This is a genomic window from Stenotrophomonas sp. STEN087 (genome assembly GCF_056759115.1).
Genome location: NZ_JBRRCR010000006.1, coordinates 57,415 through 79,275 on the forward strand (window position 1 = coordinate 57,415; position 21,861 = coordinate 79,275).

The 21,861-nt window shown below is 62.3% G+C and carries 21 protein-coding genes; 11 read left to right on the forward strand and 10 right to left on the reverse strand.

Annotated features, from left to right (window positions below; translation table 11 throughout):
• The first annotated feature begins 91 nt into the window (after positions 1-91).
• From ACVOK1_RS03040 to ACVOK1_RS03060, 5 genes are all read left to right on the forward strand, one after another.
• On the forward strand, positions 92-925 hold the full coding sequence (locus tag ACVOK1_RS03040) for an oxidoreductase (protein WP_481561063.1): 834 nt from the start codon (positions 92-94) through the stop codon (positions 923-925).
• Between the two features lie 239 nt (positions 926-1,164).
• Positions 1,165-2,757 carry a sensor domain-containing diguanylate cyclase gene (locus tag ACVOK1_RS03045; protein ID WP_481561064.1) on the forward strand — a complete coding sequence of 531 codons (1,593 nt, stop codon included), beginning with the start codon at positions 1,165-1,167 and terminating at the stop codon, positions 2,755-2,757.
• Positions 2,758-2,880: 123 nt separating this feature from the next.
• Positions 2,881-4,647 (forward strand): EAL domain-containing protein, encoded by a 1,767-nt coding sequence (locus ACVOK1_RS03050; RefSeq protein ID WP_481561066.1) that lies wholly within the window; start codon positions 2,881-2,883, stop codon positions 4,645-4,647.
• A gap of 114 nt (positions 4,648-4,761) precedes the next feature.
• Positions 4,762-5,208 (forward strand): chemotaxis protein CheW, encoded by a 447-nt coding sequence (locus ACVOK1_RS03055; protein ID WP_481561067.1) that lies wholly within the window; start codon positions 4,762-4,764, stop codon positions 5,206-5,208.
• A 188-nt stretch (positions 5,209-5,396) separates the two neighbouring features.
• On the forward strand, positions 5,397-5,696 hold the full coding sequence (locus ACVOK1_RS03060) for a hypothetical protein (protein ID WP_481561068.1): 300 nt from the start codon (positions 5,397-5,399) through the stop codon (positions 5,694-5,696).
• Positions 5,697-5,727: 31 nt separating this feature from the next.
• Here ACVOK1_RS03060 and ACVOK1_RS03065 read toward each other — a convergent pair whose 3' ends face one another.
• From ACVOK1_RS03065 to ACVOK1_RS03080, 4 genes are read right to left on the reverse strand one after another with little or no spacing between them, the layout of a single operon-like run.
• Positions 5,728-6,105: a VOC family protein gene (locus ACVOK1_RS03065; protein WP_481561069.1), complete on the reverse strand. Its 378-nt coding sequence runs from the start codon at positions 6,103-6,105 to the stop codon at positions 5,728-5,730.
• 28 nt (positions 6,106-6,133) lie between these two features.
• Positions 6,134-6,481, reverse strand: a complete 348-nt coding sequence (locus tag ACVOK1_RS03070; protein ID WP_481561070.1) for a nuclear transport factor 2 family protein — start codon at positions 6,479-6,481, stop codon at positions 6,134-6,136.
• Between the two features lie 5 nt (positions 6,482-6,486).
• Entirely contained in the window at positions 6,487-6,888 is a 402-nt protein-coding gene (locus tag ACVOK1_RS03075) for a VOC family protein (RefSeq protein WP_481561071.1), read from the reverse strand.
• A gap of 21 nt (positions 6,889-6,909) precedes the next feature.
• Positions 6,910-7,653 (reverse strand): SDR family NAD(P)-dependent oxidoreductase, encoded by a 744-nt coding sequence (locus ACVOK1_RS03080; RefSeq protein WP_481561072.1) that lies wholly within the window; start codon positions 7,651-7,653, stop codon positions 6,910-6,912.
• A 132-nt stretch (positions 7,654-7,785) separates the two neighbouring features.
• On the opposite strand from ACVOK1_RS03080, the gene ACVOK1_RS03085 reads away from it, so the two are divergent.
• Entirely contained in the window at positions 7,786-8,673 is an 888-nt protein-coding gene (locus ACVOK1_RS03085) for an AraC family transcriptional regulator (RefSeq protein ID WP_481561073.1), read from the forward strand.
• A gap of 23 nt (positions 8,674-8,696) precedes the next feature.
• Here the strand turns inward: ACVOK1_RS03085 and ACVOK1_RS03090 are convergent, their stop codons facing one another.
• Entirely contained in the window at positions 8,697-9,434 is a 738-nt protein-coding gene (locus ACVOK1_RS03090; RefSeq protein WP_481561074.1) for an SDR family NAD(P)-dependent oxidoreductase, read from the reverse strand.
• A gap of 96 nt (positions 9,435-9,530) precedes the next feature.
• Here ACVOK1_RS03090 and ACVOK1_RS03095 point away from each other — a divergent pair, with 96 nt between their 5' ends.
• Positions 9,531-9,926 (forward strand): winged helix-turn-helix transcriptional regulator, encoded by a 396-nt coding sequence (locus tag ACVOK1_RS03095; protein ID WP_481561076.1) that lies wholly within the window; start codon positions 9,531-9,533, stop codon positions 9,924-9,926.
• A gap of 625 nt (positions 9,927-10,551) precedes the next feature.
• Positions 10,552-10,908 carry a hypothetical protein gene (locus ACVOK1_RS03100; protein WP_481561077.1) on the forward strand — a complete coding sequence of 119 codons (357 nt, stop codon included), beginning with the start codon at positions 10,552-10,554 and terminating at the stop codon, positions 10,906-10,908.
• Between the two features lie 157 nt (positions 10,909-11,065).
• On the opposite strand, the gene ACVOK1_RS03105 is transcribed toward ACVOK1_RS03100, so the two are convergent.
• On the reverse strand, positions 11,066-11,848 hold the full coding sequence (locus tag ACVOK1_RS03105; protein WP_481561078.1) for a 3-hydroxybutyrate dehydrogenase: 783 nt from the start codon (positions 11,846-11,848) through the stop codon (positions 11,066-11,068).
• Between the two features lie 119 nt (positions 11,849-11,967).
• On the opposite strand from ACVOK1_RS03105, the gene ACVOK1_RS03110 reads away from it, so the two are divergent.
• A complete protein-coding gene (locus ACVOK1_RS03110) occupies positions 11,968-13,443 on the forward strand; it encodes a M1 aminopeptidase family protein (RefSeq protein ID WP_481561079.1) in 1,476 nt (491 codons plus the stop codon).
• Here ACVOK1_RS03110 and ACVOK1_RS03115 read toward each other — a convergent pair.
• Entirely contained in the window at positions 13,379-14,218 is an 840-nt protein-coding gene (locus ACVOK1_RS03115) for a type 1 glutamine amidotransferase domain-containing protein (protein ID WP_481561080.1), read from the reverse strand. The genes ACVOK1_RS03110 and ACVOK1_RS03115 overlap by 65 nt on opposite strands.
• Before the next feature lie 94 nt (positions 14,219-14,312).
• Between ACVOK1_RS03115 and ACVOK1_RS03120 the strand changes: the two genes are divergently transcribed.
• A complete protein-coding gene (locus tag ACVOK1_RS03120) occupies positions 14,313-15,230 on the forward strand; it encodes a LysR family transcriptional regulator (protein ID WP_481561081.1) in 918 nt (305 codons plus the stop codon).
• A gap of 550 nt (positions 15,231-15,780) precedes the next feature.
• The gene (locus tag ACVOK1_RS03125) at positions 15,781-16,140 is read left to right on the forward strand and encodes a hypothetical protein (RefSeq protein ID WP_295545848.1); all 360 of its coding nucleotides are present in this window, start codon (positions 15,781-15,783) and stop codon (positions 16,138-16,140) included.
• Positions 16,141-16,630: 490 nt separating this feature from the next.
• Here the strand turns inward: ACVOK1_RS03125 and ACVOK1_RS03130 are convergent, their stop codons facing one another.
• The 3 genes from ACVOK1_RS03130 to ACVOK1_RS03140 form a co-directional block, all read right to left on the reverse strand.
• Positions 16,631-18,448, reverse strand: a complete 1,818-nt coding sequence (locus tag ACVOK1_RS03130) for an AAA family ATPase (protein WP_481561082.1) — start codon at positions 18,446-18,448, stop codon at positions 16,631-16,633.
• Positions 18,449-18,511: 63 nt separating this feature from the next.
• Entirely contained in the window at positions 18,512-20,221 is a 1,710-nt protein-coding gene (locus ACVOK1_RS03135; RefSeq protein WP_481561083.1) for a restriction endonuclease subunit S, read from the reverse strand.
• Between the two features lie 151 nt (positions 20,222-20,372).
• The gene (locus ACVOK1_RS03140) at positions 20,373-21,851 is read right to left on the reverse strand and encodes a type I restriction-modification system subunit M (RefSeq protein WP_295545861.1); all 1,479 of its coding nucleotides are present in this window, start codon (positions 21,849-21,851) and stop codon (positions 20,373-20,375) included.
• Between the last annotated feature and the right edge of the window lie 10 nt (positions 21,852-21,861).

A 21,861-nucleotide genomic window follows, 5' to 3' on the forward strand; every position in this document is an offset into this window, starting at 1 on the left:
AGAGGAATAGGCAAGAATGACCGAATCCTAGGTCTGGGCCGCCTTCCAGGCAAGCACTAACGTGCAAGTCCCGCAACCGAGACCCATGACCATGACGACCTCCCGCCTCTTCCTCATCACCGGCGTCAGCAGTGGCTTCGGACGTGCCCTGGCCGAGCAGGCCCTGCAGGCCGGCCATCGCGTGGTCGGCACCGTGCGCAGCGAAAACGCCCGCAGCGACTTCGACGCCCTCGCCCCCGGCAAGGCCTTCGCGCGCCTGCTCGATGTCACCGATGCCACGGCCATCGATGCGCTGGTACGCCATATCGAAACCGACATCGGCGCCATCGACGTGCTGGTCAACAACGCCGGCTATGGCCACGAAGGCGTGCTCGAGGAATCGACACTCGCAGACCTGCGCCAGCAGTTCGAGGTGAACGTGTTCGGCCCGGCCGCCCTCATCAAGGCCGTACTGCCGCACATGCGCGCGCGCCGCCGCGGCCACATCCTCAACATCACCTCCATGGGCGGCTTCATCACGATGCCGGGCATCGCCTGGTACTGCGGCAGCAAGTTCGCGCTGGAAGGCATCAGCGAAGTGCTGGCCAAGGAAGTGGCCGGCTTCGGCATCCACGTCACCGCCGTCGCGCCCGGTTCGTTCCGCACCGATTGGGCCGGCCGCTCGATGGTGCGCTCGCCACGTGCGATCGAGGATTACGACGCTCTCTTCGACCCCGTCCGCAGCGCGCGCGAGGCCAAGAGCGGCCAGCAGCTGGGCGACCCGGTCAAGGCCGCGCAGGCCATGCTGCAGCTGATCGATAGCCCTGCCCCGCCCACCCACCTGCTGCTGGGCAGCGATGCGGTGCAGCTGGTGCGCGGCAAGCTGCAGGATCTGGCTGCCGGCATCGAGGCGTGGGAGGGACTGAGCCGTTCCACCGATGGCTGAGCTGGCCTGGCCGCTGCACTCGCCGGGCATGGCCCGGCGCTACCCGCGCACGACCCAGTTGGTGAGTGCCGACCGTTGGTCGGCACACCGCCGGCTCCCTGGTCCGCGCCCCTTTCGGTGGGTGCCGACCGTTGGTCGGCACGCTGCCTGGCCCCTGGTCCACGTGAAGGCCGCGCGCACGGTTCGCCCTCCCCCCGGTTGTAGCCTGAGCGCCTACCAGCAGCCAGGGAGGCGCGAGGGTGAATGCATCGATCCGGCAGGTGAACCTGCAGCGGCTGATCCTCGCGCTCGCCACGCTGTCGGCACTCGTCATGCTGGCCAATACGCTGTGGGCCAGCTACCAGGTGCAGCACCAGCAGCTCGTCGAAAAGAGCCTGGAAGCCAACCGCGTGTACGCCCACTCGCTGGCCCAATCCACCCAGCACTTCGTATTGAACGCGCAGCAGCAGCTCGCGCTTGGAGCCGAGCGGCTCAGTCGTGGCCTCGGCCAACCGACCGCGCATGACGATGAAGTCGAGCGCATCAAGCTGCAGACCGATGCCTTCAACAGCGTCATCGCGGTGAACGCGCAGGGCATGGTGGTCGGCACCTCGCCCTCGCTGCCGGAACTGCAGGGCAAGGCGCTCACCAGCGCCGCCAACCGCAAGGCGCTGCAGCAGCGGCTGCCGATGGTCAGCGATCCGTTCATGGCCCACACGGGGAACCTGGTCGTCACCCTCTCGCACCCGGTGTTCGATGCCGACGGCGAGTACGCCGGCTACATCACCGCCTCCATCCACCTGCGCGACCCGAACGTCCTGCATTCCCTGCTCGGCACGCACCCCTACGAGGATGGTTCGTACCTGTACGTGGTCAGCCGCGATGGCACCGTGCTCTACCACCCCGAGCCGGACCGGGTCGGACAGCCTGCCACCCGCAACGCCGCCGTCGATGCCCTCAGCCAGGGCCGCGCCGGCGCACTGCATTCGCACAACAGCCACGGCGTGCGCATGCTGGCTGGCTTCGCACCGGTGCCCGCCGCCGGCTGGGGCATCGTCGCCCAGCGCCCCATCGAGGCCGCCACCGCGCCCATGGGCAGCCTGTTCGGCACCGTGCTGCGCAATGCCGCGCCGCTGGGCCTGCTGTCGCTGGTATTGATCTGGCTGTGCTCGCGACGCATCGCCGCGCCGCTGCAGCAGCTGGCCCGGCACGCGCAGGAAGGCGATGTCGGCGCCGCCATGTCCCGGGTCAAGGCGGTCAATTCCTGGTATTTCGAAGCCGCCCAGCTGAAGCAGGCGGTGCTGGTCAGCTTCCGCAACCTCAGCGACCGCATCGGCAAGCTCGACCTGGCCGCACTTACCGATCCCCTCACCCAGCTGCTCAACCGGCGCGGGCTGGAACGCGCGCTCAGTGCGCTCACTGCCTCTGGCGTGCCGTTCGGGGTCATCACCCTCGACGTGGACCACTTCAAGGAGGTGAACGACCGCCACGGCCACGAGGCCGGTGACCAGGTCATCGCCGGCGTTGCCCAGAGCATGCGCGCCAATGCCCGCCCGCAGGACGTGCTGTGCCGCCTCGGTGGCGAGGAGTTCCTGGTGCTGCTGCCCGAGGTGAGCGCCGAGACCGCGCTGCAGGTGGCCGAGCGCCTGCGCGTCGCCATCGAAGCGCAGGCCTTCGCAGAGGTCGGGCACGTCACCATTTCCGCCGGCGTCAGCCATTATCCGGAAACCCAGGCCAACCCGGATCTGGCCATTCGCCAGGCCGACAAGGCGCTGTACCGGGCCAAGCACGGCGGCCGCAACCAGAGCGTGCTCTACCGCAAGCGCAGCCAGCGGCCTCCACCGCCGTCTTGACGCGCTGCTTGCCGCGTCTACACGGCATCCCCGCCGGCCACGTGTATATCTGACACCGCCGCCTTTCCGTCAGTACCGCGGCACCCCGGCTTCCCTGCGCTACCGTTCAACCGGAATCAGCACATGGCCCCTACCCGTTCAGAAGAACGCATGTCGACGCTGGGCAGCCTGGATGTCCTGGACGACGTCGCCAGCAGCTCGCTTGACCGCCTGACCGAACTGGCCACGCGGCTGTTCCAGACCCAGGTGGCCTTCGTGTCGCTCGTGGAAACCAACCGGCAGCGGATGATTGCCCGCCAGGGGCTGGACGTCGCCGAGATGCAGATCGAGCATTCCATCTGCGCCCACACCATCCGCTCGGCCGATGGCATCGTCGTGCCTGACCTGCGCGTTGACCCGCGCTTTGCCGGCAACCCGCTGGTGGTCGAGCCGCCGCATCTTCGTTTCTACGCCGGGGCTCCGCTGGTCGCCAAGAATGGGGTAGCCATCGGCGCCCTGTGCGTCATGGACCCTGACGTCCGCACGTTCGGCGATGACGACCGCAGGCAACTGCAGACGCTGGCCATCGCGGTCATGAACGAACTTGAGCTGCGCGTGCTGACCGGCCGCCGCGATCCCGTCAGTGGGCTGCCCAATCGCCACCAGTTCTCGCTTGACTATGCCGCGTGGTCGGCGCGCGCACCGGGGCGTGCCTGCATTGCCGTGCTGGTGGACGTATTGGATCTGCCGCGCGCCAACGAGGCAGGCCAGGTGCTGGGCATGGCGCCTTTGGAAGCGCTCATCCGCCGGGCGGGTGCACGCCTCAAAGCCGCTCTGGAGGGAGTTGGCAAGGTCTACCACGTGGGCGTTACCCGCTTCGCATTCGTGCTGGAACAACCTGATCCGGACGCGGCGGAGCGGCTGGTGACCGAACTGCATGGCCGGTTGACCCGGCCCATGCTTGCCGCTGCCGTGCCGATGTCGCCGTTGTTCCATGCCGGCCTCTGCGAGGTCGAACTGGGCCTGCACACTGCCGACGATGCCCTGCGGCGCATGCTGATCGGCCTGCACTGCGCGCACAGCACCGGCGCACCGTTCTGCTGGTACTCGGCCAGCCGGGATGCCGGCTTGAAGCGCGGCTACCGCCTGGCCACCGACGCCGAGCGTGGCCTGCTCAATGAGGAGTTTCATCTGGTCTACCAGCCGCGGTACCGCGCGCTGGATCTGGTGCCGGTCGGTGCGGAAGTGCTGCTGCGCTGGCGTCATCCCGAACTGGGTGCGGTGAGCCCGGCCGAATTCATTCCCGTGTTCGAACGCACCGCCTTGATGGAAGCTGTGACCGATTGGGTGCTCGATCATGCACTCAGCCAGCTGGCACAGTGGCGTCGGGACGGCCTTTCATTGACGCTGTCCATCAACCTGTCTCCGCGCGACGTTGCGCGTGCAGGGATGGCCGACCGGCTCATCGCCCGCATCCACATGCACGGCCTGGCCTTCACGGATGTGGAAATCGAGATCACCGAGGGCGAGTGGCTGCGCGCCGATTCACCTCCCGGCGAACAGCTGAAACAGCTGGCGGTCGCAGGCGTCCGCATCGCGGTGGATGATTTCGGCAGCGGCTACAGCAACTTCGGCTACCTGACCGACCTGCCCATCAGCACGATCAAGCTGGACAAATCGATGATCGACGCCTTGTCCACCGACAGCCGCGCGCAGCTGAAGGTGAAGGCGGTCATCGGCCTGGCCCATGGCCTGGGCTACCAAACCGTGGGCGAAGGGGCGGAAACGCTCGAGCAGGTTGCCCTGCTGCAGGCATATGGCTGCGATGAAATCCAGGGCTTCGCGCTGTCGCGTCCGATCAGCGCCGCCGATCTGGCCACCTTGCACAAGGAACCCTACGCCCCGGCGTGAGCCCTACGGCTGGCTGAACGTCATTCAGGGCATTCATGTTCTCCGCACACCTTTTACGGCGGCAACGCGTCATGATGCAGCCGCAGCATCAATGCCCCTTCCCCTGGATTTCCTTTGCAGCCCTCTCCCCCTTCGGCCGGATCACCGGCCTCGCCGTCGCGTACCTTCTTTGAATACCTGGCCGTACGGGCCGGTGAGCAGTGGTTCGCGGTGGACGTCCAGGCCGCCGTCGAGATCCGCGGCCCGGAGACCTTTGACCGCCCGGTGGGCGAAGTCGGGCCCAGGCTGACCGTCCGCGGGGACGCCCTGCGCGTGGCCGATCTGCGCCGCCTCAGCGGGCTGGCCCCGTTCACCTACACTTGCGCGGCAATGGTGCTGGTGCGCGCGGGGAGTGACGTAATCGGCTTGGCCGTGGATGAGGTGGGCGACATCGAGAGCGTCCCGCGCAAGCGACTGCGGGCGGAAAATCCGCTGGGGTATGTGTTCTGCAGCCAGAGCATTGCCATGGCCGACAACGGCGAAATACCGCTGATCGACCCGATGTTGTTGATTGCCCCGTAGCCCGTGTAGAGCCGAGCCCACGCTCGGCTGTTCTTGCCCATCACGCCCGGCAACGTTGAGCCGAGCGTGGGCTCGGGCCTACAGCCCTTCTCGCCGCCCTCGCAACGCGTGCTGTAGGGTGGCCCCATCTGGCTCCTCTGCGGTGCGAATCCTTCGTTCCCCTGTCTAGCCCTCTACCGGCTCGACACATGAACTTACCTCCTGCATTCCGGGTGCTTCGCATCCGGCCGCTGCTACGCCTCAACGGCACCGTCGAGCGGGTGGAGGTGCTGCACGGCGCCTGCACCCACTGTGGACACGAGGCTAGCTATTCCCAACCCGGAGGTCTGCGGCAGGTCGGCCTGGACATCGAGTTGACCTGTGCCCACTGCGGCAACACCGGCACGTTGACCGAGGCGCGCATCTTTGCCGCGTGGGTACAACAGGTCCGGCGGGACCGCGTGCTCGTCCTCGCCGGAATCGACCCCGAAGCGCTTTACGGCCCCTAGCCGCGTCACCCTGCGCCTCGCGCGCGGTGGCCTATTGGCACACTACTTCCACATTCACCCCATCCGGGTCCAGAACATACGCCGCGTAATAGCCGGGGTGGTAGCGCTCGCGGATGCCGGGGGCTCCATTGTCGACGCCCCCTGCAGCCAGCGCCGCCTGGTGAAACGCGTCCACCTGGGCCCGCGTTGCGGCCGCAAAGGCAATGTGGGTGCCCTGCCCTGGCACGTCCTTATCGTGGAACCACAGGCAGGGGTAACCCTCAGCGCCGAAACCATGGCGCGCACCGCCTGTGGCCGTCCGCACCTGCAGCACATGCACGATGCCCAACGGTGCCAGTGCACAGGCATAGAACGCGCGGGAAACCGCCGCATCGCGCACGGCAAATTCAATGTGGTCCAGCAAGCTCATCGCACGCTCCTCATGGTGGTGTGGTGCTTCACTCCAGGTCCGCATCGATACGCGTGATACGCCCCGCCGTGTCCAGCGTCATCACCAGGCGGCCAGTCTCATGGCCGAAGTCACCCTTGAAATCGACCCGCACGCAACCCCGCCCGCGGGCGTCGGCATCCACCGCCAGAATGCGGGTCACCGTGTGGTACGCCACGAAATAGCGCGCAAGGTAGTCCCGCACGCCGGCCGCGCCGTCAAAACGGTGGCCGGTGGACGGGTCATCAATTACCGCATCCGGCGTGAACAGCGACACGGCCGCATCCACGTCGAATGCATTGGTCGCCGCCACCAGCGCGTCGGCAGTGCTGCGCATCCTTTCCATCGAAGCAGGCATACGTATCATCCTCCGTGTTGCCAGGGTTTGTGCACGAATTCCAGGCTGTAGCCATCCAGATCCCGCACCTGTGCAGCGTAGTAGCGCCGGTCGTAGTGCAGCTGTGCGCCCGGCAGGTGCATCACCGTGGCGCCCGCATCCAGCGCCGCGGCGAACGCCGCGTCCACCTGCGCGGTGGAAGCGGCGGCAAAGCCCACATGCACCGCCTGCGGTGCCGGCACGCCGTGCCGCAGCCAGAAGAACACCCGCCCACCCGCGCCGAACCCCTTCAGATCCGGGTGGCCGGGCGGGCCCTGGCGGCCGTCGTAATCCAGCCGGCGGTCGATGCCCAGCAGCGGCAGCACATGGCTGTAGAAGGCGATGGCTCGCTGCGTATCGGCAACGGTCAGAAATACATGGTCCAGCATCAGAGGGCTCCTGTGCAGTGATCAGATGACATAGCCGCCGGACACTTCCACGTTCTGCGCCGTCACCCATCCGCTGTCCACGCACAGCAGCGATGCAATGACCCGGGCCACTTCCTCCGGCTCGCCCACCCGGCCCAGCGCGGTCTGCGCCGACAGGGCGGTTTCGAACGCTGCGTCCAGGCCGCCGCCCAGCTCGGTCCGGATCGGCCCCGGCGAGACCGAGTTGACGCGAATGCCCTGCGGCCCGAACTCCTTGGCCATGTAGCGTGTCAGCACCTCCAGCCCGCCCTTGAACGCCGCATACGGCGCCACCCCGGCCGTCGCCACACGCGTGGTGGCGCTGCTGACATTGACGATGGACGCCTGCGGGCCCAGCAGCGGCAGCAGCATCTGGGTCAGGAAAAAGGGGCCTTTCAGGTGCACGTTGAACAAGCCATCAAACTGCGCCTCGCTCACCGTGGCAATGGGGTTGAACAGGCCATGGCCGGCGTTGTTCACCAGCCCGGTCAGCTGCGCGGTCGGCCAGTGTGAAGCCAAGGCATGTTCCACCTCCGCGCGGAAGCCGGCAAAGGTGTGCACCTGGCCCACATCCAGCGGCAGCGCCACAGCCAGGCCGCCTTCGTCGGCAATCTGCCGCACCACGGCCTGGGCAGCCTCTGCGTTCTGCTGGTAGGTCAGGATGATGCCGTGGCCGCGGCGTGCGCAGGCCCGCGCGGTGCTGGCGCCAATGCCGCGGCTGCCGCCGGTGATGAGGGTGATGGACATGGATACTCCGTGTTGGGGACAGCCCCCACCTTAGGCAAACGGGCCAGCAGCGGCCGCCCGGATCCTCGCCCATTCCTGCCCAATCCTGCTTTGTGCCTTGCGCACGCGCCGCGCGAAGCGTCCAATGCCGGCATGCAAACCCAGCTTGAAGAACTGCGCGCGTTGACGGCGCATGCCCAGAACCGCCGAACGGAAACGGGCATCCCGCGCGTAACGATGGTGCAGGGCGCCGTACCCGAGCACGAACTTGCCGCCGTCTACGAGCCGATGGTCAACCTGATCCTGCAGGGCAGCAAGTCGATGACCGTGGGCAACCAGACCCTGCACTACGACCCGGCCACCTACTTTGTGATGTCCGTGGATCTGCCCGCTGCCGGCGTGGTGCGCAGCAGCGCTGCCGGTGCACCGTATCTGGCGGTCGCCCTCAGCCTGGACCCGGTGCAGCTGTCGGGGCTGCTGGCCGACCTGCCCCTGCCTGCCCCGGCCGCGCAGGCCAAGGCTTTCTCCGTGGCGGACGTGACCCCGCCGCTGCTAGACGCCTGGGTGCGGCTGCTGCGCCTGATGCAGCACCCCGCCGACATTGCGGCACTGGCCCCGGCCTACGAGCGCGAAATCCTCTACCGCGTACTGCAGGGCCCGATGGGCTGGATGCTGCGCGATATCGCCAGCCCCGACAGCGCACTGGCGCGGGTCAACCACGCCATCCAGGCGATCCGCCGCGACTACGCCCGCAGTTGGCGGGTGGAAGACCTGGCCGCCGATGCGGCCATGAGCGTTTCCGCCTTCCACCGCCACTTCAAGGCGGTGACCTCCCTCAGCCCGGTGCAGTACCAGAAGCAGGTGCGCCTGCTGCAGGCACGCACGCATCTGTTGGCCTCCGGCTGCAGCGTCATCCGCGCCGCGCACACCGTGGGCTATGAAAGCCCCACCCAGTTCAGTCGCGAATACGCGCGCGCGTTCGGGCACCCGCCAGCCAAGGATGTCGCGCGCATTCAACAGCGCAGTGCCGGCAAGGGCTGACGACACCGGTCAGGCAGACGCACTCATACCTGCGCCATGCCCCCATCCACCGCCAGTTCGGCACCGGTGGTGAAGCTGCTCTCGCTGCTGCCCAGGAACAGCGCGGCCGCGGCCACTTCCTCGGCCCGGCCCAACCGCCCCATCGGCACCAGACCGGTAATCGCTTCGCGCACCTCGTCGCTCACCGCATCAAACATCGCGGTATCCACCGGCCCGGGGCTGACCACATTCACGCGAATGCCCTTCGGCGCCAGCTCATTCGCCCAGGTCCGCGCAAACGCGCGCAGTGCCGCTTTGCTCGCGCCATACACGCCGTAGCCCTTCGTTCCGATGGCCCCGGCAATGGAGCCGATCAACACGATGCTGCCACCGGCCGGCATCAGATCAAGCGCACCCTGCGCGGCAAGCAGTGCCGCGCGCACGTTCAGCGCGAAGGTGCGGTCGAACAGATCCTCGCTGACGTCGCCCAGCATCGCGAACTCGGAAATACCGGCGTTGATGACCAGCACATCGATGCGCCCGGCATCCGCACGGATGCGATCGAACACCTGTGCAAGCCCAGCCGTCGTGCCCGCATCAGCGCGAAGAGGGTGGATGCGCCCGGTTCCCGTTTCCGCAGAGGGCTGCGGCGCGGCCTCCCCGGCTGAGCGGCTGGTGGCGTACACCGTTGCGCCCTCGGCGGCGAAGCGCTGCGCGATCGCGCCACCAATGCCCGAGCCGCCACCGGTTACAAGGGCGACTTTGTCCTGCAATCTGTTCATTACGACCTCGCATGGTTAAGTGCGGTCGATGATATACAGCTTATACTTACGGCAAAATACGCACTTAAGCTAGCGTAGATATCGTGGAGTAAACCGATGCCCCGCCCTGCCCGCCCGCATACCCGTACCGACTGCGTTGCCGAAGACGCGCTGATCGATGTGCACCGTTCGCGCCCGATCCTCGAACAGATCGCCAGCAAGTGGTCGATCCTCATCCTCACCGTGCTGTGTTCGCGTCCGTCACGATTCAACGAGATCATGCGCCGGCTGGACGGCATCACCCACAAAGCGCTGGCCGATGCGCTGAAGCGGCTGGAGCGTAACGGCTTGATTCAACGGCACGTGCTGCCGACCACGCCCGTGGGCGTGGAATACACCATCACCGCGTTGGGGCGTTCGCTGCAGCAGCCGTTCACCGCGCTGTACGACTGGGCCTTGCACTACGGGCCCGAGATGGAGCGCGCCCAGGCCGAGTACGACCAGGCAAGGTAGCGCCGGGCCACGCAAGGTAGCGCCGGGCCATGCCCGGCGAGCGCAGCGGCGCCGCCGTCCATCAGCTGTCGCATCCGGCTCGCCAACAGCGCCGCTCAGGTCGCTTCAAGGCACACCTCACGCCATCAACGCGTTCGGCAAGGCCGCTTCATACAAGAACTAGTAAGCGGGAAGCGTCACACGCGCCTGGGCTTTCCGCGCACTTTGCGTCATTCCCGGTCGTGAACGGCGTACGTAAAGCCCGATGGCGTCATTCACTGTCGCGTGCGTCCGGGATGAAGCATGCGACACTCGCGCCTGCCTCGCCGATGTCCGCATGATCTTCAGATTTTTCTCATTGCATCGAACAAGCAGGCGTAAACACCATGGCGTGCCACTGACAACGAGTGGCCGGGTCTGCAAACCCGCGATGCATTGATGTGCCTGTTGTTTGCGCTTGCCCGCCGGTACCGCCCGGAAACCGGTACCGGCGGGCAATCCGTCGGCCTGTATGGCGGGCGGTGCGTGGGGGTATTCGTACCCACCGGCCAATGGCACATATTGCATCCCGGTTTGCAGCCACGCACCGTCCGCCACCCGCTTCTGCGCGGTGGCGCTGTTAAGTACAGCTACGGAAGCCGACGCCATGACCATTCCCAAGAACCCGCCCTTCCCCGTCGATGACCCCATCAACGACGACAACAACCCTTCCTCTGACCTCAGCACCTTCCAGGGCTGCCTCAAGCGCATCCGCGATGGCGAAGGCTCCGATGGAATGTTGTGGCCCGAAGAGAACCTTTCCGAAGGACGAAGGCAGTCGCTGGCCCGGATTGATCGTGCCGCCGTGGCGATTCTGACGGGGGTCGAGATGTTGCACGCGGCACGCCGGTGCGAATCGGTGGCCACGCCCAGCCGACACCTGGACGAAGGCGTGGTTGAGGGGTTGTTCTTTGCCTGCCGGGAACTGGCGGAACTGGTTTGCAGGGAGGTCAGGCCCGCCTGACGATGCGGCAACCGCACGGTAGCGCCGGGCCATGCCCGGCGGGAAACCCAAACACGCCGCGCTGCGCGCGCGCGGGGCAGGGCCCCGCGCTACCACCACCTGCACGGTAGCGCCGGGCCATGCCCGGCGGGTAATCAAACATCCCGTGCAGCCACCCTTAGCGCGCGGTCCAACCACCATCCATCGGAAGCGCCGTGCCCGTCATCTGCGCCGCGGCGTCCGACGCAAGAAACACCACCATCTCCCCAAGCTGCTCCGGCGTCACGAACTGCAGCGAAGGCTGCTTCTCGGCCAGCAGTTCGCGGGCCGCCGATTCCTGGTCGGTTCCCTCCCGCTCCGCCAATGCGGTGATCTGCTTTTCAACCAGCGAGGTCCGCACCCAACCCGGGCAGATGGCGTTGGCCGTAATGCCCGTGCCCGCGTTCTCCAACCCGGTGACCTTGGTAAAGCCGACCACGCCATGCTTGGCCGCTACATAGGCCGACTTGTTCACCGAGCCCACCAAGCCGTGCGCCGACGCGATATTGATGATGCGGCCCCACCCCTGCTGCTTCATGTGCGGCACGGCCGCTGCCGTTGCATGGAAGACGGCCGAAAGATTCAGCGCCAGGATCGCATCCCACTTCTCGACGGGGAATTCCTCGATCGGGGCGGTGTGCTGAATACCCGCGTTGTTCACCAGGATGTCGATGCGCCCCATCGTGGCAACGGTACGAGCGATCATCTCCCGCACCGCTTCGCCACGGGAAAGGTCGGCGCCATCGTGCGCCACCCGCACCCCGAACTCGGCCTCCAGGCTGGATCGGATGCGCTCGATGTCCTGCGCATCGCCGAAGCCATTCAGTACGATGTCAGCCCCCTGCCGCGCCAGGGCAGTGGCAATGCCAAGACCGATACCGCTGGTGGAGCCAGTGACTACCGCGACCTTTCCAGAGAACATGGGGAAGATTCCTTAGGACGGAGGCCCAAGTGTAGATCCACGCCACGCGTTGATGGACCACCTCTCGGCACAAGCTCAGGCTGGCCGTATAGTCAGCCCATCACGCCAAGGATGGTCCGATGAACCTGCGCAACGCCCTGCTGCCCGCTGCCCTGACCGCACTGCTTTTCCCCGTGGCCAGCCTTGCGTTACAACCGCAGGCCCCCAGCACACCCCTGACTACCGGCAGCGTGCGTCTGGATATTGCCAGCGGTCGCGTCGAGGGCGATATCTGCGTTACCCACCTGCCAGCCGAATCACGGGGCTCGTTCGCAGTCAACGCCGGCCTGAATGTTGCGCGGGTCACCAATGGTGACGGGAAGGCAGTCGACTTTGATGGTTGGTATCAACCCGGCGTAAACGGCGAAGCACGTGTCTACACCCTTGCCGAACCCGCAACCTCGTTGTGCGTGCAGTACGTCGGCGCGTTTCCGCTCTACCCGAAGCACGATGCCATTGACGACTTCAAAGGCATGATGGCCTTCAACGGCGACAGCGCCCGCTTTACCGAACAATCCGCATGGCTGCCACTGGCATTCGACCCCAAGACCCGTGTGCGCAGCCGCGAGAGTCGTTACGACCTGCAGGTAGACTGCAATGGCTGTCGGTTCCTCTACCTCAACGGCAGCCCGGCCATCGAAGGCACACAAGGCCGCTTCCGCAGCGATATCGCACGGCCGATTCTGCTGTTCGGCGGCAGCGGCCCGATCACCCGCACCGCACAGGTCACCCTGCTCAACGAGAGCCTGCCCGCGGCCAAGGTCGATGCGCTGTCCAACACGGTTCAGAAGGTGGCCGATTTCTATGCGCGCTACATGGGCGTACCGACCGCCGATCATCCCACCTTCCTGCGCATGGTGACGCTCGACCAGATAGAGCGCGACCGCCGTGGTAACGAGTGGGGTTTTGCCACCTGGCCGACCATCGCCATGAGCGGCAGCATCGGCAACGTAGCCGATTCGCTGCTGGCCGGTGGCGAACCGGCCGAGCGGCGCGTGCAATACATCGCACACGAGATGGGCCACTACTATTTCGGCACCGTGAACCAACCACAGGGCCCCTACTATTGGTTCCTGCTTGAATCCAGCGCCGAGTTCCTCTCGATCAAGGCGCTGCGTGAGGTCAATGGCGATACGGCAGCGGATCGCTACGTCGCGCGGCTGCAATCGTCCATCGACAAGCAGGACAAGCCACTCCCTGCATTGGACACCGTCGACGCCAGCTCCGATCTGGACGAGCTGCATCGCTACGTCTATGCGCCCTTGCTGCTGCTCTCGCTGGAACAGCAGGTGGGCGAAGCGAAGATGCAGGCCTTCATGCGCGGCCTGCTGGCTGCGCCCTCCCCCAAAGATTGGGCCGAGCTGCAGAGCATTGCGATGAATGCCGGCATCGACGCCAAGGCTTGGGAACAGTGGCGCGCCAGCTGCGTGTCGGGCGGAGCGCCACGTTGTAGATCCACGCCACGCGTGGATGCTCCTCCTCAGCACCCCATCACTTCAAGCGCTCAACCAACCGCTGCCCCACCTCCAGTGCCGAAGCCGGGTTCTGCCCGGTGATCAGCTCGCGATCCACCACCACGTGGCCGGTCCATGGCGTGGTGTTGCTGCTGAACCGCGCACCCGCCCGCTCCAACCCCGTTTGCGGGTGGAACTTCATCTCACCGCCGCCCAGCATCGGCTTGGCCTGCTCTTCTTCCTGGTTGCTGATCACCGTCATCTGGTACCCGCTGTAGATCCACTTCGGAGCGGTCGGCATGCCACCCGCTTCCAGCTTCGCCACGAAACCACCGGCATCCGGCAGCGTGGACAGCAGCGCGATCGGGCCGTGGCAGACCAGCGCGGTGGTCTTGTTGCGCTGGTGGAAGTCTGCCAGTAAGCGGCCCAGCGCCGGGCTCTTCAGCAGGTCCTGCATCGGCGCATGGCCGCCGGGAATGTAGACCGCGTCGAAGTGAGCGTAGCCCTGCTGCTCGACGCGCGCCAGGCTGACCACCGGCGATGCCGTCGGTGAGGTCAGCGCCAGCTTCTCCAGCAGAACCTTGTGCAGCTTCAACTGCGCGGCATCGTCGCCGAAGTACGCCGCCGTCACCGAGGACGCATCCACCGTCGGCGCCCGCCCCTGCGGCGTGGCAAAGGTCACCTCGTGGCCCGCGTCCAGCAGCAGCTTGACCGGCTGCATCAGCTCGTTGAGATAGAAGCCGGTGGACAGCACCTTGCCGTCCTTCAGGTCCAGGTGGTTCTCGTCGGACAACACCACCAGTACGTTGGCGGCATGGGCGCCGGTCGCGGCCAGGGTCAAGGCGAGCGCTGCGGCCAGCCGGGTCATCAGGTTCATGGGTAGCTCCTCTGGGAATGGCGGCCACTTTATTCATCGCCGCAGCGGCGATAAATTGGCCTCCTCGCAAAAGATCTGTTCCCCGGAGAGCAAAATGAGCCGCAAGTTCGACTACCTGGGTGATGTGGAGGTGTTCCTGGCGGTGGTCGAGCACGGCTCGTTCACTGCCGGTGCGGTGGCGCTGTCCACCACGCCCTCGGTGCTGAGCCGCGCCGTCACCCGCCTGGAAGCGCGGCTGGGCCGGCAGCTGCTGCAGCGGACCACCCGCCGCGTGGGCCTGACCGACGCCGGGCGGCTCTATCTGGAACAGGTGCGCACTGCCTTCGGCCTGCTGGACGACGCCGAGCGCGACGTACAGGGACAGGACGGAGCGCTGGCCGGCCGCGTGCGCCTGAGCGTGCCGACCACCTATGGCCACTACCGGCTGCCGCCCGTGCTCGCGCGCTTTGCGCAGCAGTACCCTCAGGTGCAGGTGGAACTGAGCATCACCAACCGCAATGTGGACCTGGTGGCTGAGGGCTTCGACCTGGCCATCCGACTGGGCCAGCTGCCGGACAGCGGGCTGGTGGGGCGGAAGCTAGAAGATGCGGAGTTGCTGCTGGTGGCTTCGCCGGAGTACCTGGAGCACCGGGGCACGCCGCAGACGCTGGACGACCTGCAGCAGCACATGTGCATGCCGTTCGTGATGCCGCGTACTGGGCGGCTTGCGCCGTGGGTGTTTCGGGATGGCGGGCAGGATGTGGATTGGGTGCCGCGGTCGTCGATTGAGACGTCCGACGATGTGTTGGGCGTGGTGTCGCTGGCCGAACAGGGGATTGGGATTTGCCAGAGCTATGCGTTCATCGTGCGCGAGCGGTTGCTGCGTGGGGAACTGGTGGAGGTGTTGCCGCAGCTGCGCGGGAGATCGCGGCCGTTCTCGGTGATTTATGCGCCGCATCGGCGGCAGTCGGCTGCGGCGCGGGCGATGATTGAGTTGCTGGTGGGGAATACGGCTGAGGCTGGCGTTGGTTGAAGCCCCAAGGCTCGCTGGCGGTGTGGGGTTTGAACCGATTTTCGGGGTGTGCGGTTGATCGGGCGCCGTTGCCATTCGGTGCGGATTAAGAACTGTTGCAAAGAAGGCTATCGCGCTATTTGCTTGTGGCATGGGCGATTGCGCCACTTTGATCCGCAATTGACAGGGCGGTTGCGCGAATGCGTCTACTGGCGTCGCGTGCTGCACGAATGGTGCATGCAACAATAGTTCTTCGCTCTCGGATTCAACGATTCCTTCGCGAATTTCTATTGGCATTCGGAGCGGCTGCGTAAACACCATGGCGCGCCACCGAAAACGGGTGGCTCGGGTCTGCAAACCCGAAGAAAGGGATGTCTGTAGTTTGCGCTTGCCCGTCGGCACCGTCCTTAACCGGTGCCGGCGGGCAATCCGTCGGCCTATCTGGCGGGCGGTGCGTGGGGGTCTTCGGACCCACCGGTCATTCGTTGCTTCATCCCGGTTTGCAGCCACGCATCGTCCGCCACCCCGCTACGCGGTGGCGCTGTTAAGCACAGCCACGGAAGCCGACGCCATGAACGAATCCGACACCTTCTCCTCGTACACCGTCGTTGAGCCCATCAACGACGACACTCCCCTGCCCGACCTGAACTCCCTGCTCGGCATCCTCAAGCGCATGCGTGGCTGCGAGGGAGCCGATGGGCACCCGTGGCCAGAGACCGACGTGTCACCCGGCCGTCGCGTGAGCCTGGCCAGGAGCGAGCGCGCGATGGTGGGGGCACTCACGGTGCTGGAACTGCTGCACGCGGCAGACCGCTGCCGGGTTGCAGCGGAGCCGGAGCGGCATTTGGATGAGGGAGTGGTTGATGGGCTATTTCTGGCTTGCCGAGGGTTGGTTGAGTGGGCTTGTCGGGAGGTTAGGCCGGAGCCATGACACAGATCCTAGAACAGTGAAATACTTCGTTTATTGCAGACCATACCAGGCGTGACGTTCGTCAACCTTGCGTTGCCATGCCGCAAATCCCCGACTCTCCCTAGGTCTAAGTAGCACGGCGAACCGGAGTTCAATCCCCAACGAGATGGATACATAACATAAAGAAGCGCTTCTTCGACGAACAGATCATCGCCTTTCTGCGCGAGGCATAGGCCGACATGGCTGTGAAAGACCTATGCCATTGGTCCGGTTCGGTGAGGCCTCTGGCGACCAAAGCCGCCACGATGAAATCTAAGCTGCAAAGAGCCCCGCCAGCTAAAGCGCGGCGACGCAGGTGTTTCTTCTTGCATCCCAATACCAGGCGAAACAATCACATGTGACGAGATTACAGTCGCCCAGCAAGCCCGTACCCAAAGAATGCTGACAAGGCGAACTCATCCATAATGCGCCCCCCTGACCGCCATCCCTTTAACCGGTAAATGGCTATTAATTATACCCGACACTTCTTAGAAATGAACTCAAAGAGCGGTCTAAGCGGCTCGAAACAGACTACCGGCAACTGCGGCACAACCGTCTTTGCAAAAGCTGCCTTATCCCTGTTTGACTTGAATGTCACTTTGCTGCCGCCAGGGCATGGCTCTTTTTGGTAATAATCAGTAGCAGCATCATACCCATAGAAGAGATGCTCGATTTCGCAACAAGATTCGCCACCAAATGTTTCACCTGTTGCTGAATTTTTAATGACCTGCCCCCTAATTTCTGCATGTGGCGGAACCGGCAGCATAAGTGCGTAGGATTCACCATTTTTCCACTTTTTTATCAAACCCTGCACCGGATCAGCCACAATCACGTCGCCATCCAACCCATACCATTGGTTGTAGGCTTTATCGAAGTCAAACAGAGCGAAAATTGGCAAGCCACCCATTTCGCCGTGAATACGGTTATCGGTCAGCAGCTGGTTAATGTAAGTGCAGCTGAATGCGTAGAATGGAATGAAGGGCATCTCCTCTTCGTATAGCTTGTACCAAGCCTCCTTGAGAATTATTGGGTCAGTGCTACCCTCTGTAAACAGAACAGGCTTCCGCTCTATCTGAATCGCATTAATAATACTTAGCAGCCGATCCTGCTCTGAATATTTGATCAAATCTGCACTCAGTTTTTTGATTGCAATTGCTTTCGGCAAGTCATAGCAGTTCGCCTGACTATCCTTGATGTCAAAAAATTTGATCTTCTTCTTGTCATGAGGAATTAGCGTTACAGCACTGTGACTACTCATCAACACATGACTTGATTTTGCTGCAGCATCTGTGATGTCGAAAACTTGCCGAAGAAAATCAAACTGCCATTCTGGGTGAAGAAAAGCGTCCGGCTCATCCAGAAAAATCAGGCAATTGCGGTCTTTAAACAACTCAACGATGGAATAGATGTAGATAGACTGAAACTGCCCATCACTGAAATGAGCGACAGTAGCATTCAATCCGCTGATCAGCGTGAGCGGAATCGATATCTCCGCCAACATCCCCAATGTCTTTAAATTATCGAATTTGCGGAATATGTCCGCCATCGACTCATCAGCAAAGCGCTTTTGAAACAATTCAACGTTCACGCGTAGATGATATCTATCTTTGTCTGCGTCAAACACGTCGTCATGCTTAAACTCACCCTTGACACAGGCGACCAATTTCCCTAGAAAATCACGCGTAATACCATCCGCACCCCAATAGTGGGTACGAGGATCAAAGTTCTCGACGCTGTCCGCGCCAATTGCCTTGAGCGCGCCAGCGGCAAATGATGGCCGCTGCAACACCAGCTCCAAGTCCGCGCCAACATTTTCTATCCCCAGCTTTTGACAAATAAAATGCCGCGCCCTGTTATTAGCTGGTTGCATCAGCAAAACGGATAGCAGGAGTTCCTTGTACTCCTGACCAACGCCGATAAAGCGGCGACTTTCATCGAAATTCGCGCCTTTAATGCGCTTGCGGAAGCCAGCCTCGTACCATTGGACCAGATTGGCTACGGTGCTGTTGTGACCAGAATAGTAGATCAGTACATTGTCTGGCAATGGCGCCCTGCCAATAGTAGTGCGCTCTTTGCCGTTGATGCTGAGCTTACCTGCCCTCCACGCGATTTCGGTTTCTTTACCGTGGATTTCGTATTTGATGGAGTAGTCGAAACTGATGTCGCCCTTCTCCCTATCGAACTCGTAAATGTGACGGAAGATTTCAACCAGCGCCTCGAAGAGATTCGACTTTCCGCTACCGTTCTTGCCAACGAATACATCAATGAAACTGATACCATCGAAGCTCAAGGAAAAATCGAGAAGGTTTTTGTATTGACTGATAGTGAGCGATATTAGGCGCACAGCATCTCCTCACACCTGCGCCATGACTGCGCTCAGCAATTGACTTCGCTTTCTATTGGCCGAGTCAATCTGCTGTTCTAGAGAATCGCATAGAGCCATCAACTCTTTGATTTTTTTGACGATTCGATATTGCTCCTCAAGTGGAGGAATAGGAATCGGAAGGCTGCTCAATGTTCTTTGATTTATTTTCGGCATAGTTCCGGATGTACCAGACGCTCGACCACGAAGAAAATCACGACTCGGCGGAGAGCTCATCACAAAATAAACATACTCCGTGTTGAGCGCGGCAGAAATACGAAGCTTCATCATTAGGTCAGGGTAAATGAACGTATTTGGCTTTCCTCGATAAATAGCCGGAACGCCGACATACTGAAGCGCGTTCCCACGTTGCACAAGGATATCCCCCTCCTGCAACCAGAGCTCCGAATCAGCAGGAATCTTCTCCGAAATAAATTTAAAGCACTCACCCCTGAAGGTGCCAGACGTTGTTGCACTCAATGTCAGTGATTTTACGTCGGTTTCATAATCAACAGCCCTAGGCGAGTAGCCATTGGCAGGACCAAAGACCAAAATATCCCCCAAAGGCAATATGGACCAATGGTCTGGAATGGTATAACCAAGCTTATTTCGCTCAATTGCCTCTAAAGGCGTATTACACAATTTTAGATGCAACCGCTCGCCCTTAACTCTCTGCAAAAGCTCGCTTACGGCACGATCATCTTTACTGAAAGATGTGAGCTTCCCTGCTACTGCTAGTTGCAGGATAGCTTTCCGCAGCTCTGTGACGTTTTCTTTGACGGAGTAGAGCTCACCAAAGTGCTCAGCGAGGAAGGTTTGAGCGCGCTGGTACTGGATGAATTCGGCGGTGTTCAGCAGCCGCTTGAGGGCTGCTGCATGAACGGTCAGACGCGCTTCCTGCCGTGTAGCATGCAGTTCTTCCAATTCATCGCAACGAGCCATCAGTTCGGCAATTTTAGATGCAATGCGGTGTTGCTCTTCAAGCGGCGGGAGAGGCACAGGTATCTCGACAAACTTTGCAATGGACACACCACCAATGATGCCTGTCATCGCGGACATAAATGATGCACGAAAAACAGGAGACAGATAAATGTAGAGAATGAGTCGTGAGGGGATCTGTCCGTACAGTTCATTGGCAAAGAGTTTGTTGCCAAAGCAGATATCGCGATCGGTCAGACCACACTTTTTCCCAGCACTACCTCCTTCCGCGCAAATCAACACGGCGCCTTCGCGAGCTATCCTGAACTTCTCCTCGCCCGGAGGAATATAAATCCCATTGTCATAGTCCAATGCATCTAAACCGTAACCGACATCCTTCGTTGCTATGTAGGGCAATCCCTCGACACCAGCATACTTTGATTCCTTTTCTCCGGCGTTGATACTATTGCCATTGAAAATATTGCCAATAGCGCCGATTCGAACCCACTCCCATCCCTGCGGCAGTGAATAAGCCTTTGCGTTTTCGGGTATCGGTGGCAGCGGCTTAGCTTTTTTGATCGCGCCCTCCTTCACCAGACGCTGTTTCTCAACCTCAATTTCTTCCAACAGCTTGCTTGCAGGCTGATTATTCGGATCCTGCGGAACCAGCTTGCCCTGCATGGCCAGCGTCAGAATCAACTCGCGCAGCTTTTTGATGCCATCGGGGGCCGCAAAGGCGGTATCGAAGTGCTTTTCCAGCAGCTCGGCGGTGTGCTTACTCATGCTCGCTTCCCAAGTTCGCACTCGATCTTTCGCACCAGCGCTCGGTTGACGGCCAGCGCCGCCCACCGCTGAGCGCTAGGGATGCTCTTCAGCTCGCCCAAGAAGTTGGCGTAGTTTTCCGGAGCTGTAACGAGAGACATGGGCTTGTCGCTCATTTCGCCTCCCCGCTGATGGCTTTGAGCGCGGCCAGCAGTTCAGTTTTCAGTGTCTCTTGAGCAACCTGCAGCTGGCGGGTGATGTCCTGGTATTCGGACATCAGCTCGTACGGATCACCCAGTTCAACAGCCACCTCGTGCGGGTTCTTGCAGTCCAGATTGTAGCTGCGAGCCGCCAAATCCTTGGCAGATACTTTCCAGGCATGCTCGGTGGTCTTGCGCCCCTTACGCTGCGGGCCGCCCCACCACGCCTTCTCAAGACCGAATTCCTCGATGGTCAGGGGCTTGGAGCGGGAATAGCTCTTGTAGCCTGCCGGGTAGGGATGCTCGAAGAACCATACGTCCTTTGTGGGGCCGCCCTTCTCAAAGAACAGGATGTTGGTAGCGATGCCGGTGTAAGGAGCGAACACACCCTTGGGCAAGCGCACGACGGTATGCAGGTCAAACTCTTCCAGCAGTTCGCGCTTGAGCGTGGTTTTCACCCCCTCACCGAACAGGAAGCCATCCGGGAGCACCACGGCGGCGCGGCCGGTGTCGTGCCTGAGCAGGTGCATGATCAACGCCATGAACAGATCCGCAGTCTCGCGGGTCTGGTGCTTCGCGAGGAAGTTCTTTTCGATTCCATCCTCTTCCATCCCGCCGAACGGTGGGTTGGTGATGATGATGTCCACCCGGTCGCGCGGGCCATAGTCCTTGAAGGGACGAGAGAGTGTGTTGTCGTGGCGGATCCGGGTAGGCACATCGATGCCGTGCAGCATCATGTTGGTCATGGCCAGCATGTGCGGCAAGGGCTTCTTCTCGACGCCATGGATGTTCTCTTGCAGCAGCCGGTTGTCATCTGGCGTCTTGACCTGCTTCTTGAGGTGTTCGATGGCGCAGGTTAGAAAGCCGCCCGTGCCGCAGGCCGGGTCGAGAATGCTCTCGCCGAGTTTCGGGTCGAGGATATCGACCATGAATTGTGTGACCGCACGCGGGGTGTAGTACTCGCCGGCGTTGCCGGCCGACTGCAGGTCGGCGAGGATTTTCTCGTAGATATCGTTGAACAGGTGCCGGTCGCTGGACGAGTTGAAATCCACGTCCTCTTCAATTGTGTTGATCACTTGGCGCAGCAGCGTGCCGGACTTCATGTAGTTGTAGGCATCCTCGAATACCGAGCCGATCACCCGGCCTTGCGCGGACACGCCCGCCTTGGTAGCAAGCTGTTTCAAGGAGGGAAAGAGGTCATTGTTGACGAAGTCGATCAGCTCTTCTCCGGTCATGCCTTCCGGATCTTTGGCCCAGTTGCTCCAGCGAAAGCGGCTTTGCAGTGGCGAGCGGTAGCTGGACTGGGTCAGTTCCCACTCCTGTTCCTTGTCATCGAAGATCTTCAGGAACAACAGCCAGCAGATCTGGCTGATGCGCTGGGCATCGCCATCGACGCCGACATCCTTGCGCATGATGTCCTGAATGGCTTTGATAAGAGTTGCAAGTGACATGAATACTTCC

Bases quoted from the DNA above. Each gene is read 5' to 3' on its own strand.
- ACVOK1_RS03105 (WP_481561078.1), bottom strand. From the start codon at position 11,848: ATGTTCTCTGGAAAGGTCGCGGTAGTCACTGGCTCCACCAGCGGTATC.
- ACVOK1_RS03125 (WP_295545848.1), top strand. From the start codon at position 15,781: ATGAACGAATCCGACACCTTCTCCTCGTACACCGTCGTTGAGCCCATC.
- ACVOK1_RS03065 (WP_481561069.1), bottom strand. From the start codon at position 6,105: ATGAGCTTGCTGGACCACATTGAATTTGCCGTGCGCGATGCGGCGGTT.
- ACVOK1_RS03085 (WP_481561073.1), top strand. From the start codon at position 7,786: ATGCAAACCCAGCTTGAAGAACTGCGCGCGTTGACGGCGCATGCCCAG.
- ACVOK1_RS03140 (WP_295545861.1), bottom strand. From the start codon at position 21,851: ATGTCACTTGCAACTCTTATCAAAGCCATTCAGGACATCATGCGCAAG.
- ACVOK1_RS03095 (WP_481561076.1), top strand. From the start codon at position 9,531: ATGCCCCGCCCTGCCCGCCCGCATACCCGTACCGACTGCGTTGCCGAA.
- ACVOK1_RS03070 (WP_481561070.1), bottom strand. From the start codon at position 6,481: ATGCCTGCTTCGATGGAAAGGATGCGCAGCACTGCCGACGCGCTGGTG.
- ACVOK1_RS03120 (WP_481561081.1), top strand. From the start codon at position 14,313: ATGAGCCGCAAGTTCGACTACCTGGGTGATGTGGAGGTGTTCCTGGCG.
- ACVOK1_RS03135 (WP_481561083.1), bottom strand. From the start codon at position 20,221: ATGAGTAAGCACACCGCCGAGCTGCTGGAAAAGCACTTCGATACCGCC.
- ACVOK1_RS03050 (WP_481561066.1), top strand. From the start codon at position 2,881: ATGGCCCCTACCCGTTCAGAAGAACGCATGTCGACGCTGGGCAGCCTG.
- ACVOK1_RS03075 (WP_481561071.1), bottom strand. From the start codon at position 6,888: ATGCTGGACCATGTATTTCTGACCGTTGCCGATACGCAGCGAGCCATC.
- ACVOK1_RS03060 (WP_481561068.1), top strand. From the start codon at position 5,397: ATGAACTTACCTCCTGCATTCCGGGTGCTTCGCATCCGGCCGCTGCTA.
- ACVOK1_RS03080 (WP_481561072.1), bottom strand. From the start codon at position 7,653: ATGTCCATCACCCTCATCACCGGCGGCAGCCGCGGCATTGGCGCCAGC.
- ACVOK1_RS03090 (WP_481561074.1), bottom strand. From the start codon at position 9,434: ATGAACAGATTGCAGGACAAAGTCGCCCTTGTAACCGGTGGCGGCTCG.
- ACVOK1_RS03115 (WP_481561080.1), bottom strand. From the start codon at position 14,218: ATGAACCTGATGACCCGGCTGGCCGCAGCGCTCGCCTTGACCCTGGCC.
- ACVOK1_RS03040 (WP_481561063.1), top strand. From the start codon at position 92: ATGACGACCTCCCGCCTCTTCCTCATCACCGGCGTCAGCAGTGGCTTC.
- ACVOK1_RS03110 (WP_481561079.1), top strand. From the start codon at position 11,968: ATGAACCTGCGCAACGCCCTGCTGCCCGCTGCCCTGACCGCACTGCTT.
- ACVOK1_RS03100 (WP_481561077.1), top strand. From the start codon at position 10,552: ATGACCATTCCCAAGAACCCGCCCTTCCCCGTCGATGACCCCATCAAC.